The sequence below is a fragment of the Mediterraneibacter agrestimuris genome (genome assembly GCF_943193195.1).
Classification (GTDB): Bacteria; Bacillota; Clostridia; order Lachnospirales; family Lachnospiraceae; genus Schaedlerella; species Schaedlerella agrestimuris.
In genome coordinates, this window is record NZ_CALPDG010000032.1 from 1 (window position 1) to 17,259 (window position 17,259).

20 protein-coding genes are annotated in these 17,259 nt (G+C 45.1%); all 20 read left to right on the forward strand.

Annotated features, from left to right (window positions below):
* The coding region (locus NFS18_RS13680) for a hypothetical protein (RefSeq protein ID WP_251391088.1) at positions 1–213 on the forward strand (213 nt) is incomplete at its 5' end.
* Complete coding sequence (locus NFS18_RS13685) at positions 206–472, forward strand: hypothetical protein (RefSeq protein WP_251391089.1); 267 nt, start codon at positions 206–208, stop codon at positions 470–472. The genes NFS18_RS13680 and NFS18_RS13685, both read left to right, overlap by 8 nt.
* 431 nt (positions 473–903) lie before the next feature.
* Complete coding sequence (locus NFS18_RS13690; RefSeq protein WP_251391091.1) at positions 904–1,371, forward strand: hypothetical protein; 468 nt, start codon at positions 904–906, stop codon at positions 1,369–1,371.
* 254 nt (positions 1,372–1,625) lie between these two features.
* Positions 1,626–2,057, forward strand: a complete 432-nt coding sequence (locus NFS18_RS13695; RefSeq protein ID WP_251391093.1) for a single-stranded DNA-binding protein — start codon at positions 1,626–1,628, stop codon at positions 2,055–2,057.
* Positions 2,058–2,077: 20 nt separating this feature from the next.
* Positions 2,078–2,656, forward strand: a complete 579-nt coding sequence (locus NFS18_RS13700; protein WP_251391094.1) for a hypothetical protein — start codon at positions 2,078–2,080, stop codon at positions 2,654–2,656.
* 557 nt (positions 2,657–3,213) lie between these two features.
* On the forward strand, positions 3,214–3,588 hold the full coding sequence (locus tag NFS18_RS13705; RefSeq protein ID WP_251391096.1) for a hypothetical protein: 375 nt from the start codon (positions 3,214–3,216) through the stop codon (positions 3,586–3,588).
* Between the two features lie 111 nt (positions 3,589–3,699).
* Positions 3,700–4,425, forward strand: a complete 726-nt coding sequence (locus NFS18_RS13710; RefSeq protein ID WP_251391097.1) for a ParA family protein — start codon at positions 3,700–3,702, stop codon at positions 4,423–4,425.
* Between the two features lie 4 nt (positions 4,426–4,429).
* Positions 4,430–5,650: a ParB/RepB/Spo0J family partition protein gene (locus tag NFS18_RS13715; protein ID WP_251391099.1), complete on the forward strand. Its 1,221-nt coding sequence runs from the start codon at positions 4,430–4,432 to the stop codon at positions 5,648–5,650.
* A 684-nt stretch (positions 5,651–6,334) separates the two neighbouring features.
* Positions 6,335–6,562, forward strand: coding sequence for a hypothetical protein (locus NFS18_RS13720; RefSeq protein ID WP_251391101.1), 228 nt, complete (start codon positions 6,335–6,337; stop codon positions 6,560–6,562).
* A 34-nt stretch (positions 6,563–6,596) separates the two neighbouring features.
* Positions 6,597–7,433, forward strand: a complete 837-nt coding sequence (locus tag NFS18_RS13725; protein WP_251391104.1) for a hypothetical protein — start codon at positions 6,597–6,599, stop codon at positions 7,431–7,433.
* 387 nt (positions 7,434–7,820) lie between these two features.
* Positions 7,821–8,081, forward strand: a complete 261-nt coding sequence (locus tag NFS18_RS13730; RefSeq protein WP_251391107.1) for a hypothetical protein — start codon at positions 7,821–7,823, stop codon at positions 8,079–8,081.
* 2 nt (positions 8,082–8,083) lie between these two features.
* Positions 8,084–9,058, forward strand: coding sequence for a HipA domain-containing protein (locus tag NFS18_RS13735; protein WP_251391109.1), 975 nt, complete (start codon positions 8,084–8,086; stop codon positions 9,056–9,058).
* A complete protein-coding gene (locus NFS18_RS13740) occupies positions 9,033–9,260 on the forward strand; it encodes a hypothetical protein (protein ID WP_251391111.1) in 228 nt (75 codons plus the stop codon). The genes NFS18_RS13735 and NFS18_RS13740 overlap by 26 nt, the downstream gene beginning before the upstream one ends.
* Positions 9,261–9,433: 173 nt before the next feature.
* Positions 9,434–10,168, forward strand: coding sequence for a class B sortase (gene srtB, locus NFS18_RS13745; protein ID WP_251391120.1), 735 nt, complete (start codon positions 9,434–9,436; stop codon positions 10,166–10,168).
* 167 nt (positions 10,169–10,335) lie between these two features.
* On the forward strand, positions 10,336–10,554 hold the full coding sequence (locus NFS18_RS13750) for a hypothetical protein (RefSeq protein WP_251391122.1): 219 nt from the start codon (positions 10,336–10,338) through the stop codon (positions 10,552–10,554).
* A gap of 346 nt (positions 10,555–10,900) precedes the next feature.
* Positions 10,901–11,704, forward strand: coding sequence for a TasA family protein (locus NFS18_RS13755; RefSeq protein ID WP_251391124.1), 804 nt, complete (start codon positions 10,901–10,903; stop codon positions 11,702–11,704).
* A 14-nt stretch (positions 11,705–11,718) separates the two neighbouring features.
* Positions 11,719–12,867, forward strand: coding sequence for a hypothetical protein (locus NFS18_RS13760; RefSeq protein ID WP_251391126.1), 1,149 nt, complete (start codon positions 11,719–11,721; stop codon positions 12,865–12,867).
* The gene (locus NFS18_RS13765; protein ID WP_251391128.1) at positions 12,839–13,327 is read left to right on the forward strand and encodes a signal peptidase I; all 489 of its coding nucleotides are present in this window, start codon (positions 12,839–12,841) and stop codon (positions 13,325–13,327) included. Before NFS18_RS13760 ends, NFS18_RS13765 begins: the two co-directional genes overlap by 29 nt.
* Positions 13,324–13,881, forward strand: coding sequence for a hypothetical protein (locus tag NFS18_RS13770; protein ID WP_251391130.1), 558 nt, complete (start codon positions 13,324–13,326; stop codon positions 13,879–13,881). Before NFS18_RS13765 ends, NFS18_RS13770 begins: the two co-directional genes overlap by 4 nt.
* On the forward strand, positions 13,878–17,255 hold the full coding sequence (locus tag NFS18_RS13775) for a Cna B-type domain-containing protein (protein WP_251391132.1): 3,378 nt from the start codon (positions 13,878–13,880) through the stop codon (positions 17,253–17,255). The genes NFS18_RS13770 and NFS18_RS13775 overlap by 4 nt, the downstream gene beginning before the upstream one ends.
* Positions 17,256–17,259 lie beyond the last annotated feature (4 nt).

A 17,259-nucleotide genomic window follows, 5' to 3' on the forward strand; every position in this document is an offset into this window, starting at 1 on the left:
ACGCCATTAGGGCAAGCCGCTTTTGTAGCTATAGAATCCATGAAAAAATTACAGCAGTACCGAGCAATCGGCACAGTCGAGGAATGTCGGGAGGCAAGGGAAAGGCAGAGGGAGAAGATACCTACGCTGCAGGGAGATTTTGAGGACGGAAAACTGCTTTGTCCGAATTGCGAAGAAGATTTAATGAATTTAGCGGAGGTGTGTGATGGTTGATGCGGAAGAAACTAAAAGGTTTAAGGCTAAGCAGTTGCGATACAAAAAGCCTATCGTGAAGAATCTGAATTTAGAGTTCATACAGCAGGATTTGTGGGATATTCAGGAAGAGTGCGAGGAAGTCAGGTGGTATACAGAATCAGAAGACGGAACGGATTCTCTGATAAATTCCCTTGCTGGAGATGAAGACAAACCCTGTACCGCTGCCGTACTGATCAGGACACAGGGGAGAGCAGATGAGGATAAGAATGATGGATGAACATGGAGTTAAGAAGGATTGTTTTGGATATAGGGGAAGCTATAAATGCAATGCACTGAAACAGATGTTTTGCAAAAATGGGAAATGTAAATTTTATAAAACTACGGGACAGTTCGAGAGGGATAGGAGAAAATACCCGTTCATCGGATCCGGAGAGTAGCATAAGCGTATTGGAATACTTGGAACGATTGAAAAGAACGGTGTGAAGACCTCATGTAGGGTAACCGGGTAAAAAAGGAAATATAAAGCAAAAAAAACATGATATAGAACGTGCCGGAATTCGGCACAAAGTGTACCTTGCAAATTGAATATTGGTTAGTAGTAATCTTGTATTATCTGACATATCTTTTATCATTTTAAATGGCGGTTTTTAAAAAGATAGTTTTGTAGTAAACCATAATATGTTATGATAAAAAAGGAGTGTGAAGCGGATGGAAGGATTTAGTGCAAAAGTAAAACAAGCTGTCATGTATATATCTTTTCAGGAACGAAAGAAAAGGGATCTGATACGATATCGGCAAGAAAAACAACGAATATTGGGTATGGAAGATGATGAAATTGATATGGAATATATTAATTTAAAATCGGAATATGAACATAAAAAGAATGTTTTGCTTGTTTTTTTTACATCTATTGTAATATCAATTTTAATGTCTGCATGGAATATTTTTTATGAATATACAGGGAAGATCGTACAGTATATTGCAATCACGCGTGACATTGAAATTAAAATTGCAGAAGTTACATTTTATTTAAATGTGACATTTATAATCTTCATTACAATAATAGTGTTTTGGATGTTGGCTGCATATTTAAAACGGATAAAACAGTTATATAAAAAAATGTTGATGATAGAAGAAATAAAAAAAGAGTATATGAGTCATGCAAAGGAAAGATAAAATGAACCTGAAAGATGCTATGAAATATATGTTGCCGGGAGTTTGATATTTTTGATGGTAGAAAATTAGGATAAGAGAAGTGTTTTACTTTCAAGTGAATTCGCTGAAAAAACTACTAACCAATATTTAGGTTGGTAGTTTTTTTGTGCCGATTTTCGGTACAAAAACATGATATAGAATGTGCCGAAATTCGGCACAAATCAAAAAAATAACCGTGCCGGTACGGTAATACCGGCAGAAAGGAAGAAGTTATTATGAATAAAGTGGTATTGGTAGGAAGATTAACAAGGGACCCGGAAGTCAGATATTCACAAGGGGAAAACTCAATGGCAGTGGCAAGATATACGCTTGCCGTAAACAGGCGGTTCCGGAGAGAGAACGAACCGGAGGCAGATTTTATCCGCTGTGTAGTATTCGGGCGTTCAGCAGAATTTGCAGAAAAGTATTTCTTCCAGGGAATGCGTGTATCGGTATCCGGCCGGATCCAGACGGGAAGCTACACCAACGGGGATGGCGTCCGTGTCTATACAACAGACATCGTTGTAGAAGAGCAGGAATTTGCAGAAAGCAGGGCAGAGCAGGACGGACGCGGGGCGGTGCGGAACCATCCAGCGGCGGGCCAGGGATCCGATGATGGATTTATGAATGTACCGGACGGGTTCGATGAGGAACTGCCTTTTAATTAATAAGTAAGAAGGGGACGTATATGCAAAAAATTGATGAAAACCGGATCAAGGAGGTTCTTGGAAGCCACAGGGAGCTTTTACAGGAGCTTCGGAAACGGATCCTGATGCTTCAGGATGAAATTATGGATACCGATTCCATCCTGAAAGCGGTATCCATGAAAAAATTGAACCTGCATTCAGGGGGCGGAGGCGGGCAGGGCGGACAGCATCAGGATATGCTGGATGCCATGATAAAGCATCAGCAGATGGAACGGCGGTACGCCATTGAATTGTCAAATGAGATATACCGGCTTGTAGAAGAGGAAGAAAGCATCAACCGGATCATGGTCTGCTTCCGTGCGCTTAGGGGAAAAGAGTATACCTATATCCGCCGTTTGTATGTGGAGAAAGAGCCATATAAAGCAGTGGAACAGGAAAGCGGCGTCAGCCATTCCCGGTTTGAATCCATTCGGACGGACGGTCTCAAACAGATACAGTCACTGTATGAAAGCAGACTGAGCAATGTGAGTATTATGGGAAATGCGGAGAAAAGGAAACCATGCAGGAAAAAGAAAAAGGAAGGGACTGGAGAGTTCGAGCAGTTGTCATTAGGATTATAAATGTGCCGACTTTCGGCACAAACCGGAACACATAGAAAAGGAATAGGGATTCATGGGAAAAGGAAGGGGACAGGATCAATCTGTGAAATGATAGTATACAAAAAATGCCAGATTTCCGCATGGAAAATAACTGAGAAAAAGGCGGTGTATAAATGAAAAAACTATTGAAAAATATAATATTTTTTATATTGGATATTTTGTTTGTCTTGATTGTTTTTTATGTATTATATTTTGAAATAAATATTTTTATTATATATTGGCAAACAGAAATATTCGTAGCAAACGTTCTGTGTTTGTTTATTGTTCTATCTTTGGTCAGGGTAGGTTTATTAAAATATATGCCCAGTAAATTATTTCAAAAAAACTGCCGGAAAGAACAATAAATTTATGAAAAAGATATTTACATTTTTCTTCCAGAAGGGGATTGCTGAAAGTGGGGAAAAAATATATTCAATTAACTTATTTATGGCCAATTGGATTATAAATGTGCCGACTTTCGGCACAAACCAGAACACATAGAAAAGGAATAGGGATTCATGGGAAAAGGAGAGCGGAGAATGAAGTTGCGGGAAAGGCTGCTGTTTATTTTAGGGCGCAGCCAGTTGATGATATCTTCTGCTTTTATAAGTGCAACTTTCATGCAGGTGTTGTTTATTATTAGCGAAGGAAACAGGGTAGAAAAAGTACCAAAAGAAATATTTGTAGGAATTCTTTCAAATAGTTTCTTTGGTACATCAGTACTGATTATAACATGTATTTGTGTAACTAAGGATTTTTGGAATAACCGTACAGAAGAACTGATCCTCACTATTTTTGCAGGTGTCGTTACCAGCATCAGTTTATTCAGCAAAAATGCATGGGGAATGGCTATTGTCAGTGATATTGTATTCAATATGATCAAGTGGCTGTTAAGGAAAACGTGGCAGATATAAGACTACCACGTTGGTAAAAAAAGAGAGAGTATTGCTGGAAAAAATGATAAAAACCAAAAATATTTGAAAATACAAAATGCTGAATTTCGGAATGGGAAAAGGAGAACAAGAATGAAAACAATTGTAATCACAAACTTAAAGGGCGGTGTTGGAAAAACAACATCCGCGGTTAATCTTGGCTACAGCATGGTAACGCTTGGAAAAAGGGTGCTTCTTGTGGACGCGGACCCACAGTCAAACCTGACGCCGTTTTTTGTAAAATCACATGGATATTCCGGCCGTACGATCCAGGAGGTTTTCCGGTCCCCGGAGAAGATCAGAAACATCATTGCCCGGACGAAATACGAAAACATAGATATCATTAAAGGCAGCGTGAAGTTAAAAGAAGCAGACGCATCCGATGAGAAGGCCCTTGGCGCCGCACTGTCACAGGTCCGGCAGGAGTATGATATCTGCATCATTGATACGCGTCCAGCGGTTGAGGCGGTCACAAGGAGCGCACTGCTTGCAGGGGATGTGTTTTTGACACCGGTGCAGCTGGAAAACTTCTGCAGGGACAATTTAAGCCTTCTGGAGGATGAACTGACGGGAATTGCATATGAAAAGGATGCCACTTGGAGAATCTTTGCAAATATGGTCATAAATAAGCGTTCCCAGCTCGCCATTTACACGGATATGGTGCAGAAACATGACTGGTCTTTTATGGAAAACTGTATCAGCCGGAGCGAGGTAGTGAACAATGCGCTGCAGCGGTACAAACCTGTCATGAAGCACCGGCGCAGCTCCCGGGTGGCAAAAGACTATCTGGAACTGGCAAAAGAACTTCTGGAGGTGTGATCAGATGGCAAAGATAGGGGAAGTATTCCAGGAGGTCAGAAAGACGGATCCCCACCCAAAGAAAAATTTCAAATGGATCCATTACACAAAGCTACATCCGCATCCAAAGCAGTACCGGATGGGTACAACAGCGGAGGAAATAGCCCAGTTCAGGGAGCGTGTCACAGCCCTTGCGTGGCTGATAAGGGCAGACGGGAAGGTGCTGGACAACCTGAACGTCCGCAGGACAGGTCCGGATGAATATGAGATCATTGCCGGGCACCACCGCATGGAGGCATGCCGGTATCTGGCAGAGGAAGAGGGACAGGAACAGTTTGCCTTCCTTCCCTGTGACATTGAAAATATTTCCGATGTCCGTGCAGAATTTGAATTGTATTCATCCAATGGCTACAGTAAAAAAACGGATTATGAGATTATGCATGAGCTGGAGCAGATGAAGTATCTGATCAGCCATTATCCGGAGGAATTCCCGGATCTGCAGACTGGGAGGATGGTGGAGCGTCTTGCCAAAAAGTTTGGGAAAAAACGTTCCACCATAAGCGAATATATGAAAATCAGCAAGAACCTCTGTGAGGATGCCATGCTGCAGTTTAAAGTCGGGAGGATTGATAAAAGCGCCGCTGTGGAGCTTGCTTCTTTTACCGCGGAAGAGCAGAAAGCCATACTGGACCAGGGGTTCGTGAAACGGAAGGATATCTTGAAATACAAGGATGAAAAACGTGAGGAAGATGTACCGAAAGTCGGCACGCAGCGGAAGGAAGAAGAGGACGTACCGAAAGTCGGCACGCAGCGGAAGGAAGAAGAGGACGTACCGAAAGTCGGCACGCAGCAGAAGGAAAAAGAGGAAGATGTACCGAAAGTCGGCACGCAGCGGAAGGAAGAAGAGGAGAACGTGCCGAAAGTCGGCACGCTGCCGGAACTGAAAAACGATCAGGAACGGGAAGCATTTGTGAATACATATGGGACGTGGCAGATCTGGTGTACCAATCCGTATACGGAAGAAACATTTTATAGGTACGACCTTCCGGATGGGTCGGCGATCATTGTGAAAGAGTATCCGTATAATAACTACTGGGATAAGGAAAAGGAACGTATCGGGAAAGATCTGTATTTATTACTTCCCGGCATGAAGCATTTTAAGAATGCGGAGTCAAGTATGACGGAGATTAAGGGACACTTAAAGAAACTGCGAAAGGAGTTTGAAATTGAATCTGACGGCAGATAAACGGATGGTGAAGAACAGCTGGATGGGGAGGGCGTTGGGTATGATACATTTTGGTCAAGCATTTATAGCAAATGTTGTTGCATCATTGGGAACATATATGGTTCTGCGGCTATGTGAAAACAGATTCAGGTTAAGTCTGGACCAAACTGCCATAATACTTTATTTGCTATATCCGCCGCTCTTTGTAATAACATGTTATCTCCAGTTAACTTAACGGAAGAAGGTGTCTAGGATTCGGATGGTGGAAAACAGCCAGAAAGGGAGAAATTAGAATATGTTACATTTATGTGAAGTGGTTGTGATAAATTTGCTTGCATTAGTAGAGGCAGTTATGGTTCTGTCATTCTTTAAGGACATATTCAGGTTAAACAGAAATCAATCTGACATAATACTTTTTTTATTATATATGCTGTTTTTTTCAATGGATTTTTGCTACGTCTTAAAGTCGGTATAGTAATCCAAGAAGAAAAGAAAAACAAGATGAAGCTAAAAAAGGTGAAAAAAGAAGATCAGAAGGATGTGCCGAAAGTCGGCACGCTGCCGGAACTGAAAGACGATCAGGAACGGGAGGCATTTTAAGAATGTGGAGTCAAGTATGACGGAGATTAAGGGACACTTGAAAAATCTGAACAAAGAAAACTAAAAGGATTTATTTAAAAGTATACGAAGAAGAGGTGAGCCAACATGAGATTAAAAAGAGAGACAAAAAAGAAACTGTTCCAGCTGATCCAGATGCTGGCAGGAATCATTATCTTAAAAGCGCTTGACAGTGTTTCCGGCGGAAATACATTTTTCATCATTTTGAAACTGCTGGTCACGGTATATATCATTTATCTTGTAATCGCATTGCTCTATGGAAGACCTTCTGATCAGGAGGATGACGGGGAACATCAGAAGCTGGCCAGGAAATAAATCAGGAAAATTTGACGGAAGAAGGCACAATAAAATGAGGATCAAATACAGTTTGCTCCCGAAGCTCAGAAATCTGAGCAACCGGGAGATGGATTTTTTTCTTAGTATCGCACGCTATCAGGACATCACAGGGAAAGTTCCCGGCGTACATAACAAAGACATATGCAGAAAAACAGGGATGTGCAAACAGTCCTTTTATACAGTCATGCGCTCCCTGCAGCACAAAGGAATTATCACAGCAGTAAGTACGGGAAACGCAGACTATGACATCCAGATACGAAATAATGATTTTTCCTATGAGGGGGCGTTCAGGGAGGGGTATGTGAACCTGCACCGGCAGGTGTTCCACAGCAGAGCCTTCCAGAAGCTGAAGGCAAATGAGAAATACCTGCTGTTTGAATTTTTAAAACGGACACACGAAAACAGCAGCAGCTACCATGTTGGAACGAAAAACTTTTACCACATATTCACAGAGATGCTTGGGGTTACAAAACGGGTGGTCCGTTATTATCTGCACAGTCTGCGGCATTTTTTCGCAGTCGGGATTAAAGACGGACAATACTGGATCACGTACAAACGGTCCCTGTTTTCTGCTGCGGAAGAAAAAGGCGTGGAAGAACAGGAGTTTGAATATTTTGTTGAAGTAAACTGCAGACGCCATAAGCTGGAGTACAGCCAAGGCAGTCTGCATGATACAGCCTGGCTGTTAAAGCAGTACCGGATCAGATACCGTGACAACGGAGAACCGCTGGCACGGTTAAAAAATGACCTTGCAGCCTGCATACAGCGCAGCGCCGAAAAGGGAAGTAAATTATTAAATGCAGCACATGTCCATGTACTGCTGAAAGAAACGATGGAAACGGCCTTTTGATAAAAAGGCTTATTTCCCGTTGGCAAAAAAAGAAGTCAGTAAAAAAGGGATCACAATCCATACAGAAACAGCCAGGACAAATGGATAAAATGAGACGAAAGCAGTCATTCCGGAATGAAATCCGGAATATTTTTTTGGAAAGGGAGTCTAATTTTATGCGCAAAAAAGGAAACATAGTCCAGAATCATTCCCCGGCAGGAAATGTCCGGTCTAATATCAATGCACTATAAACAGGGACAGCGTCCATTTTTATTCCCCATGAAAAAGGCGGATTTTACCGTAAATCCAATGAATACAGGGGATGAAGGAAAGGGGCATATTAAGTCTTTAAAATATATTCATTCATAATATATATACAATCTTAAGATTGATGAAAGGAGGGAAAGGATGTATACTGTAGACAGAGGAAGTGATAGGGATATGAATAATTGCACAATTACTTATTTAGAAGACGATGTAAAAGAGTTGGAACGTTTAAGGGGTTTAATAAAAGCTGAACCGGATAACAAGTCATTGTATTATGAGTATAAGCGTTTTTTCATGCTGTTTCTGACTACTCTGAAAATAGCAGTAAATGATGGAACACTGAACGAATACGATGCCTGGGAACTGCGGGAAAAATATTCAAGCTACACAGGGGAAGAATAAACATGATAGATTTTACAGGTTGTATAGAGTATGCAAATAAATACGAAGGCTCGGAAAAGAAAAAGACGATCAAGTATAACGGAAAAAGACATTTGTTAAAGTTTCCGGATCCTATTAGGGAACGGAATAAAACGTTCTCATATGTTAACAATACCATTTCAGAGTATATTGGCTGTAAAATATACGATTCCGTTGGAATTGAAACACAAAAGGTAATCCTTGGGGCTTATCAGACAGATAAGGGAGAAACAAAAATTGTCTGTGCCTGTGAAGATTTTACCGGAGAGGGAATGCACTTGTATGAATATAAACGTTTGCAGCTTGCAAATGTTGAGGAAGCGGGGGCAAATAACCTTGAGTTGGACAAGGTCGTCAGTGATATTTCTGCCAATCCCAGATTAAGACAGGTCTCTGATGCTTCAGAGCGATTCTGGGATATGTTTGTTGTTGATACATTCATTGGCAATCCGGATCGGCATACAGGCAATTGGGGATTTCTGGGAACGGATGAGCAGATTAAGCAGCTTGCCCCCGTTTTTGATTGTGGTTCTTGTCTGTTTCCGCTTATGGGTGACGAAGAGATTAAAAGCCTGCCGAAAAGCGAATATAAGAATCATGCAATCAACGTATATTCCTGTTACCGTGAAAATGGGAGACGGATTCATGCGGCAAATTATATTATTTCAGGAAAGAACCCGGAGTGTAATGAAGCGGTGAAACGTATCCTGCGCAACCTTGATTTACAAAAAGTGCTTACTATTATTGATGATATGGACCAGGGCTTTATTTCAAAGGAAAGAAAGGACTTTTATAGGGAAGTGTTAAATATACGGTATCAGTATGTATTGGAACCAGCATTAAGAAAAATACAGCAATTAGAAATGGCGGTACAAAAAGATAATGCAAAAAGTGATGCGGTGTACCATAAACATAAAAAGAGGGGGGAGAATCATGGAATTTACTTTATACCGAAATGACGATATTAAATTAGATTTTTCGATGTCAAAATTATTAAGAAATCTAATCAATGAAGCAGATGAGCTGTATGAGAAAGATGATTGGTTCTGGTATGATATGAAAGTAAGGGAAATAGAGTCATCATCCAAACAGGATCTGCTTTCAGGATTCATCAATGAAGCTGAATTTAGGCAGATATGGGAAAGGTATGGGATTTCATAGTGGTTAAAATAAAATGCTTTAATTTTTTTCAAAAAAGGGGTGACCTAAACAGACCTAGATAATAAGAAAAAGATGTGGTAAAGTAGAATCAGATAAATAGAACACGGACAGGAAAAGTCTTTGCAATGACAGCAGGGGCTTTTTTTGTTACCGTTTTTTACAGGGAGGAGACAATGAAAAGGAAATGGACCGGAAGGATATGTATTGCAGTTTCAGCCGTTTTTCTGGCTATGGCGGCATGCAGTGAACTTCCCTATTGGAAAAACTCTGAAAATATGAAAAGGATCAGGGCGGAATGCACCCGGACACAGGCGGGGGAGACGTCAGACCCGGATCTGGAACGTCAGATTGACTTTGCGGCGCTGCAAAAGACCAACCCGGATATTGCCGCATGGATCTATATCCCGGATACCCCGGTAGATTATCCGGTCCTGAAAAACCCGTATGATGACCATTACCTGCATAGGGATTATGCGGGTGAATATAACCCTGCCGGCTCCATATTTATGCGTGCAGCCGCAGCGGCGGATTTTTCGGGAAACCATACCATACTTTACGGACATAACATGATTGACGGCCAGATGTTCGGGTGGCTTAAAAACTACAGGGATGTGGAAAATATAAGTTCGCATCCCTATATTTATATCTATCTGCCGGAGAGAAAACAGGCATTGAGGTGGCAGGTATACAGCGCGTACCAGTGTCATGACGCTACAGAGACTTACCGGACGGTATTTGAAGACGCGGGGGATTATAAGACGTGGCAGGAGATGACAGTAAGGCTTGGGGAAGCTGCCATGGAGCTTAAGCCGGAAGACCGGATCCTGACCCTGTCAACCTGTACTGATTCCGGCAGCGAACGGTACACCGTCCACGGGGTGTTACAATTCCCGGAAACAGAAAAATAAACATCAGGCAGGAAGGAAGTCTGGAGTAGTCAGACCAGCAGTACAAGAGCGCAAGCCCACTGACTGCTGTTTGTTTATTTATCTGAGATATGAGGCAAAAAGTCCTTGAAATAGGGAAAGGCTTTTAGAGTGCAGCATAAATAGAAATCTTATGGAGGCAAATAAAAATGAAGAAATGTGCAGTTTTACTTATGAATATTCATTGGGGACTGAGATTATTATTTGGGTGTTTTATATATTATCTTTTCTTCCCATATACAAAATCTATTGATATAGGACTTGTTTTAGGGGTACTTCTTATAAGCCTGCAAGTGGATGCCCCAATATATGTCTTAATATATATATTGGCAAAGGAAAATGAGACAAAAAGGAAGTGCATAAAATAGCACGTAAAGCAGTCCTCTGGAAACACATGCGCGGAGTAATTGAAAATTGGGTTGTGTATGTTCTGTTTCAAATAAGAGCTGAGCTAGACTATGTACAAGAGGGATTTGTATGGATGAACGGTACACCGTCCACGGGGTGTTACAATTCCCGGAAACAGAAAAATAAACATAAAGCAGGAAGGAAGTCTTAAAGGAGGCTTCTTTTTTTCTGCTTTTTATTTGGCGTTTCCGGTTGATATAGATATTCCAAAGCAGAAAGGAGGAAAGAAGGGAACACGCACCGGGAGGGTGCAATGAAACACAGACTAAAAAAAGAAGGAGGGCAGGAACATCCTGCAAAAACACTATGATAAAGGTAAATAAGAAAGTAAAAGCAGCCGTGCTTTGTACGGCTCTGGCAGGGACTGTATCGGTAGGCGGCATCATGGCGTATTTTACAGACGCGGATACAGCCGTCAATGAATTTACAGTAGGAAGGATTGAACTGGATCTGCAGGAACCGAACTGGGAGCCGGGCAGCGGAATCCATATGACGCCGCAGAAAACAGTCAAAAAGGATCCCCAGATCTTAAATGACGGGATCAATGATGAATTTGTTTTCCTGGAAGTTACCGTACCGCGTTTGACGCTGGTGACGGCAAACCCGGACGGGACAAAGAACCCGGCGGCGCCGACCGAGCTGTTCCACTATACCGTGAATAAGGGCTGGACAGAACTGACAAAGGAGCGAAAGGAGACAGAGAACAGTGTGACGCGCCTGTATGTCTGGGGGACGGAAGAGAAATGCACAGTCCTTGGAAAGGGGGTCACAACAGGAGCACTGTTTGATACCGTTACCATGGCAAATGTAGCCGAGGACCAGGGACTGGAAGAATCACATCCGGAGATCACCATCAATGCGTATGGCATCCAGACAACAGACCTGGAGGGAGGAAAGGTGTCCGCACAGGAAGTCTGGGGCATCTTAAGTTCACAGGTGCCGGAAACAGCAGTTGACGAGGCGGAAGACCCCAAGACAGATGTAAAGGAGTCAAATAAGAAGAAAGAGGAGCCATCCGGTAAGACAGAAACCATGGATGACGGGAAAAACAGGGAAGAGATAACAAAACCTGATGTACCGGCGGCAGGATCGGAAGAAAAAGCACAGTAAGGAAGGGGATTTGTATGAAAAAGAAAAAATTGCTGATCTTTCTTGCAAGCCTGTCTGTACTGATGTGCGGAAGCGGCGCCACAATATTTGCAATGACAGAGACGTCCGTTATAAACCACATCTCCACGGGCATTGTGGATATCGAACTGGAAGAATACCAGATACAGGACGGGAAGGAAGAAGCATATGAAGACGTAAAGGATATCCTACCGGGACAGGTGATATCAAAAATCCCGCGTATCCGTAATGACGGCAATGACTGCTATATCCGGGTGAAGCTGGAGCTGGAAGGGACGGAAGAAAGCATTGAGGCGCAGGAGATCGGAGAAAAGTGGAAGGAAGGGAAAGATGGGTATCTGTATTACACGGACATATTAAAAACAGGTGATGAGACAGACCTGTTCCAAAGCATTAAGATCCCGGAAGATTTTGCGCAGGAAGAGGAAAGCAGTTTCCAGCTGAAAATCCATGCAGAGGGGATCCAAAGCCAGAACTTTATCCCCGATTTTGAAGCAGACGCCCCGTGGGGCGCGGTGGAGATTCAGCGGTGTAAAAAGGAAGGACAGTATGATATCACATCCTTTCAGCAGGCAGATAACCAGAGCCTGGAGGTGGTCTACCAGGGCAGCTCCAGACAGTTGTTTTCTAACCCGGAAGACTTTTTCATAAACTTTCCGGTCATGCTGCCGGGAGATACTTATGAGGAAACCGCGGAACTGCGGAATACGGACGGTAAGCCGGTGAAACTGTACTTTAGATCCGCGGCAGAAGATACGGAAAGCAACGACCTGCTTGAACAGGTGGGGTTAAAGATCACAACTGAGATTGACGGCAGGACAGAAACCATTTATGAAGGGCCGCTCAAAGGGGAAGGGATCACGGAGAACAGGCTGTTAGGGGAGATCCCGCCGGAAGCTTCCGGGAAATTCCATTTTGAATTGTCCGTACCAAAGGAACTGGATAACAGGTATACAGTCCTGACGAACCGGGTGAAATGGATCTTTTCTACGGAACCCATTGAATCCTTAACCACTGTCCAGACAGGGGACGCCCGTAAAACGGGGACCTATCTGCTGGCAGGGGGTGTTTTGTGCGGCGCCGGGACCCTGATCTTACGGAAAGGAAGGAGAAAGAATGAAGAAAGCCTTGCGCAGCTTATTTGACCTGGCCTGCGCAGCCGTGGTCATAGCCGCGCTGCTTGCCCTGATTCTCCAGATAAAGGGCATACAGCCTTACGCGGTGGTTTCCGGCAGCATGGAGCCGGATATCCATGTGGGAAGCATGTGCTTCATTGATACGGAGGTCCCCTATTCCCGGATCAGGGAAGGGGATGTGATCGCTTTTTCCCAAGGTGACCTCCAGGTCACACACCGGGTCATCGGCATATCGGACCAGGGGATGGAGACAAAAGGCGACGCAAACGCGCATTCCGATGGAACCACAACCACAAAAAAGAATTATCTCGGTAAAAATATGGGGTCGGTCCCATATCTGGGATATGTTATGACGTTCCTGCAGACAGACCGGGGGAAGGTCATGGTCCTGACCGGGGTGACCGCGCTTTTTATACTGGCAGCGCTGCTGGACCAGAAAGAACAGGATATACAGGAGGATTTGATATGAAATACAGAAAACTGGCGGGGACCATTGCGATCGTGTTTGCAGTGGCTGCCGCAATCTTAGGCATCGGTTCTGTAATGGCGTATCTTTCTGATGGGGACCGGGCGGTAAACGCCTTTTCCATCGGAAGCAATGAGATCGTGCCGGATGAGCCGTTTGACCCGGTGGAGCCGGGAAAGAAAACGGTAAAAGAACCGAAGGCGGAAAATACGGGAACGGTGGACTGCTATGTGCGCGCAAAAGTGCTGTTATCAGACAGCCGGGCAGGGGAGTATATCACATATTATACAGGCAGTACGGAAGGTTTCCATACAAAAGCGTGGGTAAAGGCGGAAGACGGATGGATGTATTACGGCGACCCGGTGGCGCCGGGGGAGAAGACGCCCGCGGTCTTTACGCACATTAAATTAAAGCAGGACATACCGGACTTTATCAAGGATGCTGCCATTGACGTGGTCTTCGAGTCCGTACAGTCAGACGGGTTTGAGGACGCGGAAACGGCGTTTAAGTCCATTGAAGGAGACCGGATGGAAACAGGGAAGGAGGACCAGGAATGAAACGAAGGAAACTGCTGGGAATGCTGTTAGCTGCCGTATGTCTGGTAACGGCTGTCCCGGGTATGGCTTATGCAGAGAACCTGACACTTACTGGGGAAAAGGAAACGGTCCAGGAAACCGGGCAGAAGGACCCGGGGGACGCGTCCTTAAAAGTCTCCGGAAAAGAGGGCGCAAAGGAAACAGACACAGAAAAAAACGCGCCAAAACAGGAAACGGCAGATAAAAAGGCAGAAGGGAAAAAGGAAACAGACCAAGAGACCGGGGAGGGGACAAAGAAGGAACAGGCACAGACAGGACAGATGGAGAAAGGAAGGGAAAAAAATACCGCGGCCGGGGATACAAACGGCGGCAAAAACCCGGAAGGAAAGTTCGGCTCGCCGGACCCGACCGGGGAGTATGACTTTACCGGAGTTGTGCCAAACGATGAGCCCCCGGCGGATTTTGACCGCTATGATTACAACCCGCAGGCGGATGAACCCATGCTTCTTGGCATTGATACCTGGGAGAACTTAAAAGCGGATATCGCGAAAAGAAGCGAGTGGGTGGACAAGGACAATGGGGACGGCAGGGTTACATTGTATTATTCGTCCAATTCAGGCGTCTATAAGGGCACAGAGGACATGAACGTGGTCCTGGTGCAGGATAAATCCGGTTCCATGGACCCGAACTACGGATTCAACCTGGCATTGACAAAATACGGTTATTCCGTAAACGGCGTCAACCACTGGTGGTATCCGTGCCGGAGCGTGGAGGGGTGGTCTGAAAATGCGAGCGAATGCGTCGGCGAGGAATACCGCAACGCGCTGAATGGAAATGTTTTTGTCCCCGGGGAAAATTATTACAATTCCCCCTGCCAGGATGGGGATGACCGGTATTATTACCTGATGGTCAAGGGGGACGCGAATTCCCCGTCCTTACAGGCCGGGCAGATGGTACATGGAAACAACCTGTACAACATTTCAAGCACCGACCTGCACAGCTATTACCGGCTGGACAGCCGGGAGGAGGCGGTATCCTACCTGGCTGCAGGACGGCGGGTGGTACGCTGTGATAATTGGATAAAAAGTGATGGCAAGCCGGGAGACTATCAAGTTTATTTTTTGGATGTTTCCCAGGTCTATGATTTCGGTGACCGGCAGCTATTCAGGACCTGTGATGATACGGGGGAGAGCACGGCAGCTTCCAGACTTGCCAAAAGCCAGTGGTTCATGGACAAGGTGGTAGACGGCATCCGGGGCTTAAACCCGTCCAACAAGATCGCCTATGTGCCGTTCTGGGGAGCGGTGCCTGAAAACGGGAGCTGGAGCAATGCCAGCAGCGGCGGTTCTACGGACAACATTTATACGGACAATGAAAACAAGCTGACATACAAAAACGGGGTGTCTTATCTGGGGTTCACGGACAGCCCCAATTTCGGCTCCCTGAAAAACCAGATCAACAATCCGTTCACGTATGAGGGAACGAACTGGTCCCGCGCCTTACAGAAGGGCATCGACCTGTTAAACGGCAGGAACAGCGCTGAGAAACAGAAAAAAACACTGGTGGTATTTTTGACAGACGGCATGCCCCAGGGAACCCAGGGGAAGCCGTCAGACCTTAACAACCCCTATATCAACGGCGTCAACGAGGCGGCGGCATTGAAGGGGATCAATGGTGTTACGGTGTATGCCTGCGGAGTGGGGATCAACCGGCAGGATAACAGCATTGCGTCCCGGCTGGACCATATAGATTCCAGCGGTATGGGATTTTTTGCCCAGTATGTTTCCGAATTTAACGATCTCTATAATGACGTGATGGACCGTATCAATTCGGAGTTTTCCATAACCATCCGCGGCAATGACGCTTTCTACACAGACCAGCTGGCCGGGCCGTTTACGCTGGACGAGTCCAAGCTGGGAAGCGGATGGAAGGTGCTTGCAAGCCCTGGAAGCGGAACCACAAAGGGCGTGCCGGCAGCGGTTTATAACGCGGCGAAAGCGGGGGCAAAATACATTTATGTGCGGAGCACAAAAACGGTCTACTGGTATATCGGAACCATGACGGACGGCGGATACAGCGCAGCCGGGCACTCCATGAATTTCCCGGTGAAGTATTCCGGCTACAATACCCCCACAGGCGGAACGGATAAACAGGAGAAAACCAATACCCAGCAGAAGCTGACGTATGTGCCGTCCACCAACCCCAATACGGTGGACACGGTCACACTGGACGCGCCGACCCTGGTCTTTAACCGGGCGGATAACCCGAGTATCACCATTAAGAAGAATATTGACGGGGCGGCATTTACAACGGACCAGACCTACCGGTTTGCCTTCAGCAAAAATAAGCAGAGCGGAAAGGTAGTGAACAAAGCAGGCAGCGCCGCTGTGACGGTAAAGGCAGGAAGCAAGAGCGCAGCGGCATCTGTACCGATCAACCCGGGTACCTATTACGTGTATGAAGTGGATGATAAAGACAACATCATCAGCAGCCAGGTGCAGACGGCAAAAGTATCCATGGCACCGGAGATTACAACAGTCACCGGAAACCCGGTTTCCGTCACATCCACGGCGGGCAGGTATGATAACGCAAATAATAAGCTGCAGATCAAGGCTGTCAGTGCAAATGTGGAATTTACCAACCATTATGTCAGTGTAGCGGTACAGAAAAACTGGGATGATTCCAATTCTTCCAGGCGGCCGGATGAAATCACGGTCAATCTGTTAAAGAACGGGACGAAGGTCGGTTCAAAAAGTATAACCGCAGACATGGGATGGAAATATACCTTTAAAAACCTTGAAAAATATGACGTTACCGGAAAGGAGATCAAGTATACGGTAACGGAAGAGAAGGTCCCCGGATATGAAGGGAAAACCGAGTACAGCACATCCGGGGCAGTCATTACAGCGAAGGTCACCAATACGCTGATGATTGCGGACCTGACGGTGACAAAGACCATCCCTTCCGACGCGGATACCATCTGGTGGGACCATGGGAACCCAACCTTCATGGTCAAAGTATCGGGAACCGGGCTGGATGGAAAGGGGCATACGTTCTACCATACGTTTGTCTTTGACAGGGAGTATGTAAAGAAAAATGCCAGAGACGGAAAGGTGTCCATGTCCTACACATTCAAGGATATCCCGAACAGCACGGATTATAAATGTGAGGAGCTGACCGTCAGCCGCTGGAGATTGGAGTCAGTAAAAGGAAACGGAACCAATGTGAAGGTGACCACAGGGGATACAAAAAGCCAGGCAGAAGTATTCGGTACCTATGCGGACGCGAACCTGAAAGCAAGACCGGAGGGGACAGAAGTAACGTTTACAAACGCGAAAGATGATTACCAGTGGTTTAACCATATCACATCCGTCCATAACGTGATCAAAAAATAGAACC

Coding starts and splice junctions, on each gene's coding strand:
- NFS18_RS13695 (WP_251391093.1), top strand. CDS start 1,626: ATGAATAAAGTGGTATTGGTAGGAAGATTAACAAGGGACCCGGAAGTC.
- NFS18_RS13730 (WP_251391107.1), top strand. CDS start 7,821: ATGTATACTGTAGACAGAGGAAGTGATAGGGATATGAATAATTGCACA.
- NFS18_RS13690 (WP_251391091.1), top strand. CDS start 904: ATGGAAGGATTTAGTGCAAAAGTAAAACAAGCTGTCATGTATATATCT.
- NFS18_RS13685 (WP_251391089.1), top strand. CDS start 206: ATGGTTGATGCGGAAGAAACTAAAAGGTTTAAGGCTAAGCAGTTGCGA.
- NFS18_RS13775 (WP_251391132.1), top strand. CDS start 13,878: ATGAAACGAAGGAAACTGCTGGGAATGCTGTTAGCTGCCGTATGTCTG.
- srtB (WP_251391120.1), top strand. CDS start 9,434: ATGAAAAGGAAATGGACCGGAAGGATATGTATTGCAGTTTCAGCCGTT.
- NFS18_RS13710 (WP_251391097.1), top strand. CDS start 3,700: ATGAAAACAATTGTAATCACAAACTTAAAGGGCGGTGTTGGAAAAACA.
- NFS18_RS13720 (WP_251391101.1), top strand. CDS start 6,335: ATGAGATTAAAAAGAGAGACAAAAAAGAAACTGTTCCAGCTGATCCAG.
- NFS18_RS13760 (WP_251391126.1), top strand. CDS start 11,719: ATGAAAAAGAAAAAATTGCTGATCTTTCTTGCAAGCCTGTCTGTACTG.
- NFS18_RS13715 (WP_251391099.1), top strand. CDS start 4,430: ATGGCAAAGATAGGGGAAGTATTCCAGGAGGTCAGAAAGACGGATCCC.
- NFS18_RS13755 (WP_251391124.1), top strand. CDS start 10,901: ATGATAAAGGTAAATAAGAAAGTAAAAGCAGCCGTGCTTTGTACGGCT.
- NFS18_RS13725 (WP_251391104.1), top strand. CDS start 6,597: ATGAGGATCAAATACAGTTTGCTCCCGAAGCTCAGAAATCTGAGCAAC.
- NFS18_RS13750 (WP_251391122.1), top strand. CDS start 10,336: ATGAAGAAATGTGCAGTTTTACTTATGAATATTCATTGGGGACTGAGA.
- NFS18_RS13735 (WP_251391109.1), top strand. CDS start 8,084: ATGATAGATTTTACAGGTTGTATAGAGTATGCAAATAAATACGAAGGC.
- NFS18_RS13705 (WP_251391096.1), top strand. CDS start 3,214: ATGAAGTTGCGGGAAAGGCTGCTGTTTATTTTAGGGCGCAGCCAGTTG.
- NFS18_RS13765 (WP_251391128.1), top strand. CDS start 12,839: ATGAAGAAAGCCTTGCGCAGCTTATTTGACCTGGCCTGCGCAGCCGTG.
- NFS18_RS13770 (WP_251391130.1), top strand. CDS start 13,324: ATGAAATACAGAAAACTGGCGGGGACCATTGCGATCGTGTTTGCAGTG.
- NFS18_RS13700 (WP_251391094.1), top strand. CDS start 2,078: ATGCAAAAAATTGATGAAAACCGGATCAAGGAGGTTCTTGGAAGCCAC.
- NFS18_RS13740 (WP_251391111.1), top strand. CDS start 9,033: ATGGAATTTACTTTATACCGAAATGACGATATTAAATTAGATTTTTCG.